General features: G+C 69.5%; 13 protein-coding genes. 4 read left to right on the forward strand and 9 right to left on the reverse strand.

Features of this window, described 5'->3' with window-relative positions; all coding sequences use genetic code 11:
- Nucleotides 1-81 precede the first annotated feature (81 nt).
- The 3 genes from AC0IY0_RS05035 to AC0IY0_RS05045 all read right to left on the reverse strand — a co-directional run bounded on the left by AC0IY0_RS05035 (nt 82) and on the right by AC0IY0_RS05045 (nt 2415).
- A complete protein-coding gene (locus AC0IY0_RS05035) occupies nt 82-267 on the reverse strand; it encodes a hypothetical protein (protein WP_147909658.1) in 186 nt (61 codons plus the stop codon).
- Between the two features lie 253 nt (nt 268-520).
- Nucleotides 521-1153: a pyridoxamine 5'-phosphate oxidase family protein gene (locus tag AC0IY0_RS05040; RefSeq protein ID WP_419829001.1), complete on the reverse strand. Its 633-nt coding sequence runs from the start codon at nt 1151-1153 to the stop codon at nt 521-523.
- A 107-nt stretch (nt 1154-1260) separates the two neighbouring features.
- A complete protein-coding gene (locus tag AC0IY0_RS05045) occupies nt 1261-2415 on the reverse strand; it encodes a hypothetical protein (RefSeq protein WP_461230581.1) in 1155 nt (384 codons plus the stop codon).
- A 214-nt stretch (nt 2416-2629) separates the two neighbouring features.
- Here AC0IY0_RS05045 and AC0IY0_RS05050 point away from each other — a divergent pair, with 214 nt between their 5' ends.
- The 3 genes from AC0IY0_RS05050 to der all read left to right on the forward strand — a co-directional run bounded on the left by AC0IY0_RS05050 (nt 2630) and on the right by der (nt 5434).
- Entirely contained in the window at nt 2630-3238 is a 609-nt protein-coding gene (locus AC0IY0_RS05050; RefSeq protein ID WP_147939503.1) for an NnrU family protein, read from the forward strand.
- A 107-nt stretch (nt 3239-3345) separates the two neighbouring features.
- Nucleotides 3346-4056, forward strand: coding sequence for a tetratricopeptide repeat protein (locus AC0IY0_RS05055; protein ID WP_147909595.1), 711 nt, complete (start codon nt 3346-3348; stop codon nt 4054-4056).
- 31 nt (nt 4057-4087) lie between these two features.
- Entirely contained in the window at nt 4088-5434 is a 1347-nt protein-coding gene (der, locus tag AC0IY0_RS05060) for a ribosome biogenesis GTPase Der (RefSeq protein WP_147939502.1), read from the forward strand.
- 9 nt (nt 5435-5443) lie between these two features.
- Here the strand turns inward: der and AC0IY0_RS05065 are convergent, their stop codons facing one another.
- The 6 genes from AC0IY0_RS05065 to AC0IY0_RS05090 form a co-directional block, all read right to left on the reverse strand.
- Nucleotides 5444-6562, reverse strand: a complete 1119-nt coding sequence (locus AC0IY0_RS05065) for a carboxylate-amine ligase (RefSeq protein ID WP_471763209.1) — start codon at nt 6560-6562, stop codon at nt 5444-5446.
- Nucleotides 6563-6623: 61 nt separating this feature from the next.
- Nucleotides 6624-7031 (reverse strand): dihydrofolate reductase, encoded by a 408-nt coding sequence (locus tag AC0IY0_RS05070; protein ID WP_461230578.1) that lies wholly within the window; start codon nt 7029-7031, stop codon nt 6624-6626.
- Nucleotides 7032-7094: 63 nt separating this feature from the next.
- Complete coding sequence (locus AC0IY0_RS05075; protein ID WP_471763210.1) at nt 7095-7844, reverse strand: SDR family NAD(P)-dependent oxidoreductase; 750 nt, start codon at nt 7842-7844, stop codon at nt 7095-7097.
- A 156-nt stretch (nt 7845-8000) separates the two neighbouring features.
- Nucleotides 8001-9470: an amidophosphoribosyltransferase gene (gene purF, locus AC0IY0_RS05080; protein WP_147909600.1), complete on the reverse strand. Its 1470-nt coding sequence runs from the start codon at nt 9468-9470 to the stop codon at nt 8001-8003.
- A 132-nt stretch (nt 9471-9602) separates the two neighbouring features.
- The gene (locus tag AC0IY0_RS05085) at nt 9603-10211 is read right to left on the reverse strand and encodes a CvpA family protein (RefSeq protein WP_147909601.1); all 609 of its coding nucleotides are present in this window, start codon (nt 10209-10211) and stop codon (nt 9603-9605) included.
- 259 nt (nt 10212-10470) lie between these two features.
- Nucleotides 10471-10806 carry a DUF6968 family protein gene (locus AC0IY0_RS05090; protein WP_471763211.1) on the reverse strand — a complete coding sequence of 112 codons (336 nt, stop codon included), beginning with the start codon at nt 10804-10806 and terminating at the stop codon, nt 10471-10473.
- Between the two features lie 705 nt (nt 10807-11511).
- On the opposite strand from AC0IY0_RS05090, the gene alr reads away from it, so the two are divergent.
- Complete coding sequence (gene alr, locus AC0IY0_RS05095; RefSeq protein WP_471763212.1) at nt 11512-12594, forward strand: alanine racemase; 1083 nt, start codon at nt 11512-11514, stop codon at nt 12592-12594.
- The last annotated feature ends 25 nt before the right edge of the window (nt 12595-12619 follow it).

A 12619-nucleotide genomic window follows, 5' to 3' on the forward strand; every position in this document is an offset into this window, starting at 1 on the left:
CGATATGACGGATGAAACGCTACGCGATCGGGAGCCCGCGGGCCAGCCTCGGGCGCGGGCGATCACCCGGAGGATGATGCGTCAGCGCTCCGCGTCGGGGAGGCGCAGCGTCCGAACTGTCAGCGTATCGATCTCCAGGGATCGCACCGTCAACGATTCCACTTTCAAGGATCCCACCTCCAGGGCCCCGACCCGGGCACGGCCGACCGACAGGCGGCCGATCGCGAACGCGCCGAGCGCCACAGCCCCGAACGCCAAAGCCCCCACCGCGAAGGCTCCAACGGCCCCGGCTCCAACGGCTCCCGCTCCAACGGCCCCGGCTCCAACGGCTCCCGCTCCAACGGCCCCTGCCCCGGGCGCGGCCGGGTCGCGGGACCGGGCAGCTCCGGCTCCGGCCGGGCGGTGCGTCATCTCCTCGGGCATCCGGGATCCTCTGGCGGCAGGCACTGAGGTATCGCCCTCCCTCCGGAGCACGGCAAGGCCGGAGCGCGTGCGGCGCCCCCGAGACGAGGCGCCCCCGTCAGTAGAGCCGCGTGCGGTAGGAGTCCGCGATCTGCCCCTCGGCGTCCGCGACCCCCGACGCCGCGGTCTGCTCGGCCAGGATGCGCCCGAGGCTTGGAAAGGTATCGCGGGCGACGTGGCGCGCCGGATCCCAGAGCTGCGCGCGCATCAGCGCCTTGCCGCAATGGAAGAACGCCTCGCGCACCCGCACGATCAGCCCGATTGTCGGCACCGTGCCTTGGGCGGCCAGCGGCTCGAGCAGGGCGTGGTCCTGCGTCACCGCGGCGGTGCCGTTCACCCGAAGGGTCTCGTCGATGCCCGGCACGAAGAAGATCACCCCGACGCCGGGGTTCTCGATGACGTTGCGGAAGCTGTCGATCCGGTTGTTGCCGCGTCGATCCGGGATCACCAGGGTTCGGGCATCGGGAACGGCCACGAAGCCCGGCGCGTCGCCCCGGGGGCTCGCGTCGGCCTGGCCGGCCGCGTCCGCGCTCGCCAGCACCAGGAACGGCGCGAGGGCGATGAACCGGCGTGCGTAATCGTCGAGGTGGTCGAGCACCTTGCCGGCGGCCAGCGGTCCGACCGCGCCGAACTGCGCGCGCAGCGCCGGAGCCTCCAGGATCGTCGACGGCTCCCGGGTTTCGGCGTCCATGAGATCCTCGTGGTAGCGGGCCGGGCCGGCGCGATTCGCGCTTGGCCTTCAGGTGGCAGCATCGTCTCGCACGATCGCCCGGGGCTTTCGCGACGAGGCCGCGCCGCTCACGGCCAGACCCGGATCGCAACCGGGCGGCGCAGAAGGTCCCGGTCGGAGGTGATCGTGCAGCCCGCGACGCGCAGGGTCGCGTAGGTCAGCAGCGCCCCGTCGCCGACATCGTCGAAGTTGCGCCCCCGCGACCCCGGATCGAGGAGCGACGGGTAGGCGATCAGCGGCGCGGTCGCCGTGCAGGGATCGTCGTACAGGGTCGCGCCTTCGAGGAGCAGGCGCGGCGCGTCCCAGCCGAGCAGGTCGCGCGAGGTCGTCCAGTAGAAGCCGGAACGTGCGAAGGTGCCGCCGGCCTTGGCCATGAACACCGCGATCCAGGCCCCCGTGGCCCGGTGCCGGACCACCGCGCCGACCGGCCCCGGGAACGGCCCAACGGGCCGGCAGGTGGCCGGCGGCGTGACGGAGGCGCGGTACGGGTCCGGGAAGGCGGCGGTGAAGCCGGCGCCGGTCCAGGCGCGCCACCGGGTCGGATCGGCCGGATCGTCGCTGCGGAACAGGCAGACGCCGGCCGCCTGGTCGCTGCCGGGCCGGTCCCAGCCCGTGGTCGAGGCCAGGAAGTAGCGCCAGCGCCCGTCCGCCACGATGTTCGACGGGTTGAAGAAGCCCCGGTGCCGGCCCTGGTCGACCTCCTGCCGGAACGGCGCGCCGGCCACCACGGCGGGCGGGCTCCGCCGCAGGATGCTGCGCCCGCCATCCGTCGAGGCGCCGGCCGTGATCGTGTTGTACCAGCACGCCATGTAGGACCCCGCCGGGCAGCGGCCGGGATGCTCGTTGGCCTGGTACTCGTGGTGCAGCAGCGCGGCGACGCGGCTGCCGTCCTCGGTCCAGGTGGCGGTGATCCAGGACCTGTCGTCATAGGCCGCCGGGTCGGCCTTCTCGCCCGAATCGAGCACGACGGTGCAGTCGAGCTTGAGGTGGTCGAGGTCCGGCCCGCGCAGGGCGCGGTTGCGGTAATGCATCCCGAACACCGCCACCGCCCCGGCGGCGTCGCGGAACGCCCGGGCCGGCGCGTCCGGGACGTCGGCGCCGTCGCAGGCATCGCGGCCGGCCTTGAACACCACGGCGGGCGGCCCGACCAGGGTCAGGGCGGACAGGGGCGGCTCGGCGGCGGCCAGGGCCGGCCGGGGGGTGAGGAGGGCGAGCGCCAGCATCACGGCCGCACGTCCGACGCGCGACCCCTTCCCTCCCGCCTCTGCGGGAAGTGGAAGACGCGGCGCCGCACCGCCCCCCGCTCCAGCCATCCTGTACGCCGAGCCCATGGACGAAATCCGGGTGCGTCCCGGCCACGCCTGGACAAAGCACGCCAGATTCGCTTGAGAACGGTTACAGAGTACTTGCCGACCGGCTGTCGCCCGAAAGTCCTTCATGCTTCTCCTGATCCTCGGGCTCGTGCTGTTCCTCGGCACGCATGCCTTCTCCATGGTGCGCTCCCAGCGGGCCGCGATCGTCGGACGGGTCGGCGAGGGCCGGTACAAGCTCGGCTACACCGCCCTGTCGCTGCTCGGGCTGGTGCTGATCGGGGTCGGCTTTCACGATTACCGACTCAGTGGCTACATCGCGGTCTGGGATCCGCCGGTCTGGACGCGCCACCTCGCCCTGACGCTCGTCTGGCTCGCCTTCGTGTGCCTCGCCGCCGCCTACCTGCCCGGCCACATCCGGGCGAAGGCCAAGCACCCGATGCTGCTCGCGGTGAAGATCTGGGCGACCGCCCACCTGCTCGCCAACGGCGATCTCGGCTCGATCCTGCTGTTCGGCGGCTTCCTGGCCTGGGCGGTGGCGGCGCGGATCAGCGCCAAGCGTCGGGCGCTCGCCCCGGGGGCGGTCGTCGCCCAGCACGGCGGCGCCGTCGCGGCCCCGCATGGCTGGCGCAACGACATCCTGGCCGTGGTGATCGGGACGGCGGCGTGGTTCGTGTTCTCCCGCTACCTGCACTACCCGCTGATCGGCGTCTCGGTCTGGCCCGGCACGGCCTGAGGGCATCGCCGACCACACCCGCTGTCGCCAACCCGGCGCCCGTGTGTTAGGCGCGGGGTTCGAGTGTTGTGCAAGGTGGCCGGCGGACAAGCGCGGGCCGGGAAATGATGGCCGAGAACAACGAGTTCATCCGCGAGGTCGACGAGGATTATCGCCGCGACCGGATCCTCCAGATCTGGAAGCGCTACAGCGGCGTGATCATCGCGCTCGCCGTGCTCCTGGTGGTGGGCGTGGCCGGCTGGCGCTACTGGCAGAATCAGCAGCGCGTGGCCGCTGAGACCGCCTCGGTGCAGTTCGACGAGGCCAACCGCCTCGCCCGGGACGGCAAGGTCGCGGAAGCCGACACGGTCTTCGACGCGCTGGAGCAGCAGGGCCCGGCCGGCTACCGCCTGCTCGCCCGGTTCCGCTCGGCCGCGGAAACCGCCAAGCGCGACCCGGAGGCGGGCGCGAAGGACTTCGATACGCTGGCCGGTGACAGCGGCCTCGGCGACGGCCTGCGCGACCTCGCGCGGCTGCGCGCGGCGCTGCTGCGCCTCGACAGCCCGAACCCGGACCCGGCGCTCGCCAACCTCCAGGGGCTCGCGGCCGGCACGCCGTTCCGCCACACCGCCCGTGAGATGCTCGGTCTCGCCGCCCTGAAGAAGGGCGATTTCGAGGAGGCCGGCCGCTGGTTCGACCAGCTCTCGGCCGATCCCGAGACACCCCGGAATCTGCGTGAGCGGATCGAGGTCTACGCGGCGCTCGTAGCGGGCGGCCCGGTCACCGTGACCGAGGCCAAGCCCGAGGTCGCCGCCCCGCCCCCGCCGATCACGCGCTGATTTTTTTTCGTCGACCATTTCGAGACAGACCATGGATATGCCGACCGTCGCGATCGTCGGGAGGCCGAACGTCGGCAAGTCGACCCTGTTCAACCGCCTCGTGGGTAAGAAGCTCGCGCTCGTGGACGACCGGCCGGGGGTAACCCGCGACCGGCGCGAGGGCGATGTCGCGTTCGGCGGACTCCACTTCCGGGTGATCGACACCGCCGGGCTTGAGGAATCGGACGCCGCCACCCTGACCGGCCGGATGCGGATGCAGACCGAGGCGGCGATCCTCGCCGCCGACGTGGTGCTGTTCGTGATCGACGCCCGCGCCGGCGTGCTGCCGGCCGACCAGCCCTTCGCCGAGCTGGTGCGTCGGGCCGGCTGCCCGGTCATCCTGATCGCCAACAAGGCCGAGGGCGGCACTGGGCTGGCCGGGGCCTACGAGGCCTTCACCCTCGGTCTCGGCGACCCGATTCCGTTCTCGGCCGAGCATGGCGAGGGCCTGGGCGAGCTGCACGAGACGCTCAAGGGGGTCCTGCCCAAGCACGACGAGGACGACGAGGATGAGGACGCCCCCGGCGGCCGCTCCCTGAAGGTCGCCATCGTGGGCCGCCCGAATGCCGGCAAGTCCACGCTGATCAACCGCATGCTCGGCGAGGACCGGCTGCTGGTCGGCCCCGAAGCCGGCATCACCCGCGATTCGATTTCCTTGGACTGGGAATGGCGCGGGCGGAAAATCAAGCTGCACGACACGGCCGGGATGCGCCGCCGCGCCCGGATCGACGACAAATTGGAAAAGCTTGCGGTCTCGGACGGGTTGCGCGCCGTGCGCTTCGCCGAGGTGGTGGTCGTGCTGCTCGACGCAACGATCCCGTTCGAGAAGCAGGACCTGACCATCATCGACCTGGTCGAGAGCGAGGGCCGGGCCGTGGTGATCGGCCTAAACAAGTGGGACCTCGTGGCCGACCAGCCGGGCCTGCTCAAGCAGCTGCGCGAGGATTGCACCCGCCTGCTGCCGCAGGTGCGCGGCGTCGCAGTGGTGCCGCTCTCGGGGCTTGCCGGCGACGGCCTCGACAAGCTGATGCAGGCGGTGGTGCAGGCCTCGGAGGTCTGGGACAAGCGGATCTCGACCTCGCGCATCAACGACTGGCTGAACGAGGCGACCTCGCGCAACCCGCCCCCGGCGGTGTCGGGCCGGCGGATCAAGATCCGCTACGCCACCCAGGTGAAGAGCCGTCCGCCGCATTTCGCGCTGTTCGGCAACCAGCTCAACGCCCTGCCGAAGTCCTACACTCGCTACCTCGTGAACGGCCTGCGCGAGGCGTTCGAGCTGCCGGGCACGCCGATCCGGCTGAGCTTGCGGACCTCGCAGAACCCGTTCGACAAGGGCTGAGGCGGCCCGTCAGCGCGACGCCTCGGCGATCCAGTCCACGGCGGCCGACAGCGCGGCGCGCTCGTCCTTGTCCGCAGCTAAAGCTGCCTCGAAGGCCCGAACCTGCCCGTCGGCGCTGGTGCCGTCCGCGACGATCGCCCGGGCGCGGGCGACGTCAGCCGTGCAGCCGAGCGCGTCCGCATCCTCCGCCACCAAGGCGAGGACCGCGTCCAGCGCCTCGGCGAACGGCACCGCCTCGCTGCGTTCCTCGTCGATCAGCGTCGCGCGCACGCCGCTGTGCTGGGCGCGCCACAGGTTCTCGGAGGCCAGGGCCCGCGAGACGCCGTCGAGGCCGGCATTCAGCTCCGGCCGGCGCACGCACAGGCGTACCAGGCAGCGATACAGGGCGGCGATGCAGAACGAATCATCGAGCCGGGTGCAGGCGTCGGCGATGCGCAGCTCCAGGGTCAGGAACTTGATGGAGGGCCGCAGCGACCACCACAGGAAGCTCGCATCCGCGATGGCGCCGGAGCGGGTCATGATCTCCACGTACCGGGCATGCGCGGCCGAATCCGAGAAAATCTCGGGCAGGCCGGTGCGGGGCAGCTCGCCGAACACGCTGAGCCGGTAGGCCATCAGCCCAGTCGCTTCGCCCTGCCAGAACGGCGAGGAGGCCGAGAGCGCCAGCAGCAGCGGCTGGAACGGCAGCAGCCGGTTCATCAGATCGACGCGGGCGTCCGGGTCCGGCACTTCGACATGGACGTGCATGCCGCAGATCAGCGCCCGCCGCGCCGCGATGCCGACATCCGAGAGGATGCCCTTGTAGCGCGCGCCGTCCGTGGCGGTCTGCCGGGACCAGCGCGCGAGCGGATGGGTGCCGCAGGCGAGCAGGCTCAAGCCGTTCTCGGCCGCGATGCCGGCGAGCTGCGCCCGCTGGCCGCCGAGGTTTTCTCGCGCAGCCTGCGCGTCGTCCAGCGGCGGCGTGCAGACCTCGACCTGCGCGGCGACGAGTTCCCGCCCCGTCTCGGGCAGCTCCGCCTGCACCCGGGCATGGAAGCCGGCCAGGTCGCCCCGGGGCGTGCCGCGGGTCTCGGCATCGGCGAGGAAATACTCTTCCTCGATGCCAAAGCGGTAGCTGTGGGCGCTCATCTGCGTCTCCGGACACGCAACTCGCACGCTAACGCGCCGGGCTGCCCGAAGATGCCGCTCCTCAGGGCCGCAGCGCCCCGCCCACCAGCCAGGCCGGGTCGAACCAGCGGTCGGCCTCGCCGTCGTAGGGCAGGCGGGTGATGTCCCAGTTCTGGATGTACTTGGCGTAGACGTTCCACACCGCGATGCCGCCGCCGACGAAGATCCGCCGGCCGGGGTAGCGCTTGAGCACCTGCTCCGGATCCTCGTGGCTGCGGATCACGTCGATGGTGCGGTCCTTGAAGGCGAAATCCGGCACCGAGGCCACGGTCTTCGGGCCGGCGATCAGCACGTGGCCCATGGTGAGCGCGAAGAAGCGCGTCACGTCCTCTACGAACAGCGGATCGGTGTTGCCCTCCCAGGGCAGGTGGCCGTTGAGGCCGAGCTGGCCGCGTTGGCCGATCGCACAGATGCAGCGGACGTCGATCATCGTAAATCCCAAACCCTGCGGGCTCCGCCCGCAACCCGCCGGGGCCGCAGGCCTCGGACCCCTCTACTCGGGCGCGCGGAACTGCATCACCCGGTCGGTGGGAAAATCGTAGAGCTTGCCGGTCTCGGTCCAGTCCGGTGCGGCGAGCCGCACGAAATGAGGGGCGAGATCCTCGGGGGTCTTGAGGGTCTCGGGATCCTCGCCCGGCATGGCTGAGCGGCGCATGCCGGTGCGCAGTGGGCCGGGGTTGAGCAGCATCGCCCGGATGGCGGTGGTCTCGTTCTCGGCCGCGTAGGTCCGCACCAGCGCTTCGAGGGCCGCCTTCGAGACCGAATACGGCCCCCAATAGGCCCGGCATTTCGAGGCCGCGCCCGACGAGACGAAGATCGCCCGGCCGGCATCGGACATGCGCAGCAGCGGGTCCAGCGAGCGGATCAGGCGCCAGTTGGCGGTGACGTTGACCTGCATCACCTGGTCCCAGACCTTCGGGGTGATGTGGCCGATCGGCATGAGGGCGCCGAGGATGCCGGCATTGCCGACCAGGATGTCGAGGCGATTCCAGCGATCGTTGATCGCCGCGCCCAGCCGGTCGATCGCGTCGTAATCGGCGAGGTCGAAGGGCACCAGCGTGGCGCTGGACCCGGCCGCCCGGATGGCGTCGTCCAGCTCCTCGAGGGCGCCGACCGTGCGGGCCACCGCGACCACGTGAGCTCCGGCCCCGGCCAGCGCGAGGGCGGCGGCGCGCCCGATGCCGCGGGACGCCCCGGTGACGACCGCCACGCGGCCTTCGAGCTTTCGTTGAGGATCAGCCATAGCCAGCAGCTAACGCATTTCCGCGCCAGGTGGATCGAAAAAAGACCGGATCCAAAAGGTCCGTGACCTTTTGCGGGTGCAGGGCGGAGCCCTGCAAGGACCCAGGGGCGCCGCTCCTGGACCCCGCCAAAGGGCTCGCCTTTTAGGAACCCCGTGTCAGTCCGCTTCGGCGAGCATCGCGAAGCGCTTCGGGCCGGCGATGGAGAGGTCGGTCAGGCCAGTCGGGTATTCGCCCGTGAAGCAATGGTCGGTGTATTGCGGGCAAGCGGCGTTCCGCTCCTCCTCGCCCATCGCCCGGTACAGGCCGGGGATCGACAGGAAGGCGAGCGAATCCGCGCCGATATACTTGCGCATGGCCTCGAGATCGTGGGTCGCGGCGAGCAGCTTCTCCCGCTCCGGCGTGTCGATGCCGTAGAAGTCCGGGTAGGTGATCGGCGGCGAGGCGATCCGGAAATGCACCTCGGCGGCGCCAGCCTCGCGCATCATCCGGACGATCTTCACCGAGGTCGTGCCCCGCACCAGGCTGTCATCGACCAGAACGATGCTCTTGCCCTCGATCGCGGCGCGGTTGGCCGAATGCTTCATCCGCACGCCGAGCTCGCGCACCGACTGCGTCGGCTGGATGAAGGTCCGCCCGACATAGTGGTTGCGGATGATGCCCATCTCGAACGGGATGCCCGTCTCCTGCGCGAAGCCCAGCGCCGCAGGCACGCCGGAATCCGGCACCGGCACCACGATGTCGGCGGGGGCGGCGGCCTCGCGGGCGAGCTCGCGGCCGATGGCCTTGCGTACCGCGTAGACGCTCTTTCCGTTCACGACCGAGTCAGGCCGCGCGAAGTAGATGTACTCGAAGATGCACGGGCGCATCGGCACGGCGTCGGCGAAGCGGATCGACTCGACGCCCTCCTCGGAGATCACCACCACCTCGCCGTTTTCGATGTCGCGGACGTAGCGGGCGCCGATGATGTCGAGGGCGCAGGTCTCGGAGGCCAGCATGTAGCGGCCGTCGAGTTCGCCGAGCACCAGCGGGCGGATGCCCAGCGGGTCGCGGGCGCCGATCAGCTTCTTGTTGGTGAGCGCCACGATCGCGTAGGCGCCCTGGATCGCCTGCAGGGCGTCGATGAAGCGCTCGACGATCCGGGGCTTCCGCGAGCGGGCCGCGAGGTGGAGGATCACCTCGGTGTCGGAGGTCGACTGGGTGATCGCGCCGTCGCGCACGAGGTCGCGGCGGATCGACAGGGCGTTGGTGAGGTTGCCGTTGTGGGCGACCGCGAGGCCGCCGCTGGCCAGCTCGGCGAAGAGCGGCTGCACGTTGCGCAGGATCGTCCCGCCGGTGGTCGAGTAGCGCACGTGCCCGATGGCGGCGCGACCTTTCAGCCGGGCGATGGTGTCGCCGTCCGAGAACGAATCGCCCACGAGGCCGGGGCGGCGCTCGGAATGGAACACCGACCCGTCGAACGAGACGATGCCGGCCGCCTCCTGGCCGCGGTGCTGCAGGGCGTGCAGGCCCAGCGCGACGATGGCCGAGGCCTCCGGGTGCCCGAAGATGCCGAAGACGCCGCACTCCTCGCGCAGCGTATCGCCGTCGAGGTCGAAATCGGCGGCATAAGCGTCGGATTGGGACATGGTGCGATCGATCACTTCACGGGTCCCGGCGGCGACGGGCCGGCGCGCCGGTCGTCGCGGATATCATCCGATCGTCTCCGGAACCGCTATCTAGGCGCTCCACGCAGACCGACCAACGGCGAATGCCGCAGGTCAGCGTCGCGTCGGGCTCGGCGCGGTCTCGGTGCGGCGCTGGGGCGCCGGGTCGGTCTCGGCGGGGGCGTCAGCCGCCTCGTTGGGCGGCGTGACGACCTTCGGCTTCTTGAACTGCTTCAGGAAGCCCTCTGGATTCTCGGGGAGCTGGGCCACCAGGGCGTCGCCGGACTTCTCCAGCATCGAACGCGTGCGCGCCTGAGCCGCCCAGTCCGGCACCTTGCCCTGCACCAGCCAGGACAGGAACACCCAGCCGATCACGCAGATCAGGAAGCCGCGGCCTGCCCCGAACAGGAAGCCCAGGGAGCGGTCGACCGCGCCGATGCGCGAATCGAGCACCACGTCGGAGATCTTCACGGTGATGATCGAGACGACGATCAGCGTGCCCAGGAAGATCGTCGCGATCGAGGCGACCAGCGCCACGGTATCGCTGTTGACGTGCTGCTTCACGAGCGGAAGCAGCATCGGATAGAACGACCACGCGACGGCGGCGGCGGCCACCCAGGCGATGATGGCCAGCACCTCGCGGGTGACGCCACGCACGGCCGCGAGCAGCGCGGAGACCGCGACGATGCCGAGCACGACGAGATCCAGGACGGTAAACGGCATCTGTGAACTTTAGGCACCAGTGGGGATGCCGCGGCGGCCCTGCGGCTCCCCAGGACCGCGGGGGAGGTATACCAAGCCGAACCTCGGCCGTCACCCTCGGCCACCGACCTCCCGGCGGCCTGTGCCGTCCGTGCATCAGACCGGGTCGGGGCAACAGGGTGGCCGAATGCCAGACTGGGGCACCGCGGCGTTTTGCAGGTCACGCCGTTGGGCGCGACCGTTCGACGCCCACGCAACGCAGAGAATCACACACCCATCGTCAGCCCGCGAACGACTTATCTGCACCGACGAGCATATCGCGCCCATTCTTGGGCACCGGAAAGCCATACCCGTCCCCGGTTTTTTCCCACCTTAAGTCGCCGGACAGGTGATAGGGACTGACATACAATTCCATACCTATCTTCTGTAAGGCTAGATGAAGGGCCTGAATCGAGTCGGCTCCCGCAGCAAAACTCGCCCTGTTTTGATTTGGCCACCCAATTTGATATCGACACATCCAAACTCCATCTTGCAATTCTGGAGCATGAATAGATATCTCCACTCGGTTATCACCGGACGGCGAACGCACCGCTAGATTTCTTTTTGCGATGATCATGGCAGCGCCCTTAGAGGTTTAGGGGCGGAATCGAATGCCCGCGCTCGCATGCAACAAGTCTAACCATAGCTTGGGCACAACATGCGCGTAGATCAGTAAATTTGCAACAATCAAGTCGCGGCGATACTGCTCGTCTCAGTCTTGTTGAGATGTAACAAGAGAGTACAGGGGTACCTTGCGAGCATTTACGATCTTTGGGCGCGGGGGTAAGTTGGTAGTTCCGCCGTCTGTCTATCGCCCACCGCCTGTATGCCTTGCAGGGATGCGAGGATGATTTGGATTGTATTCCTTAGATGTAATTTCTTTTTCGATGAGCACCCTCCTTATTTCAAGACGGCATAACTCTATCTGTCTGCTAGCGACCGCACAGGCGACTTTCGAGTCGTTTCGCATGTACAGGCTCCTTAATCAGGGCATCCTTATCTGAATAAATTCCTATTTTCAAGCAGCCTATCAGTAGAGCATCCGTTTGCCGGCCCCGTGGCACCGGCGCTGTCAACAGATTGCACGCCGAATGACGCCCTGTGCCAACCGTCGACATGCAACGAGCGTTACTCCGGCGGACTCCCGCCGTTCAAACGTCGGACAATTTCTTTTCTGCAGACGACTGTTTTGCTATGAACCGCGGACAAACATCCGTCTCGGAAATCCATTATGCATCTTGCATGTCCGCTCGGGACCGATTGGACCGTAGGCGTCCGGTAGATGACCAAATCCCAAACGATTGACGGCGCCCACGGCGCCCGGCTGACCATCGATCTCGGGGCGATCGCCGCGAATTGGCGATCGCTGGCCGCCCGGGGCGCGGATTGCGCCGCCGTGGTGAAGGCCGACGCCTATGGCTGCGGCGTCGCGCGGGTCGGGCCGGCCCTGTGGGCGGCCGGGTGCCGGACCTTCTTCGTCGCCCACCTGTCCGAGGCCATCGCGGCCCGGGCCGCCCTGCCGGAGGCCGCGCTCTACGTCCTGAACGGGCTGCCGCCCGGTGCCGGCGCGACCTTCGCGGCCCACGGCCTGCGCCCGGTGCTCGGCAGCCGCGAGGAGATGACGGAGTGGGTGGCGGTCTCGGGCGGGCGCCTGCCGGCGGCGCTCCACGTCGACACCGGGATGAACCGCCTCGGGCTGCCGGTGCCGGAGGCGCTGGCGCTCGCGGGCGACCCGTGCATCGCGGCCTGCGGGATCGACCTGCTGATGAGCCACTTCGTCAGCGCCGAGAAACCGGCCGACCCGGTCAACGCCCGGCAGATCGCCGACTTCGCCCGGGTCCGGGCCGCCTACCCGGGCCTGCTTGCGTCGCTCGCCAATTCATCCGGCGTCTTCCTCGACGGCGCCCGGTACGACCTGCTGCGCCCGGGCTATGCCCTGTTCGGCGGCAACCCGACGCCCGGATCCGCCAACCCGATGCGCCCGGTGGTGCGGCTGGAGGCCCTGATCGCGCAGGTGCGGGATGTCGAGGCCGGAACCAGCGTCGGCTATAACGGCCGCTGGACGGCCCCGGCCCCGAGCCGGCTCGCCACCCTGTCGCTCGGCTACGCGGATGGCTTCCCCCGGGCGATCAGCGGGCGCGGCCAGGCGCTGGTCGGGGGCGTGCCCTGCCCGATCCTGGGCCTCGTCTCCATGGACCTGATCATCCTCGACGTCACCGCGGCCCCCGCCGCCCGGCGCGGCGCCACCGCGGTGCTGATCGGCGACAGCCTGGACGTCGACACCGTCGGCCGCGCCGCCGGCACGATCGGCTACGAGATCCTGACGGGGCTGGGTTCGCGTTATGTTCGAACTTATGTAGGGTGATCCGAACCCACCTTACGAATGCCGG

Source organism: Methylobacterium sp. AC315 (assembly GCF_979253755.1).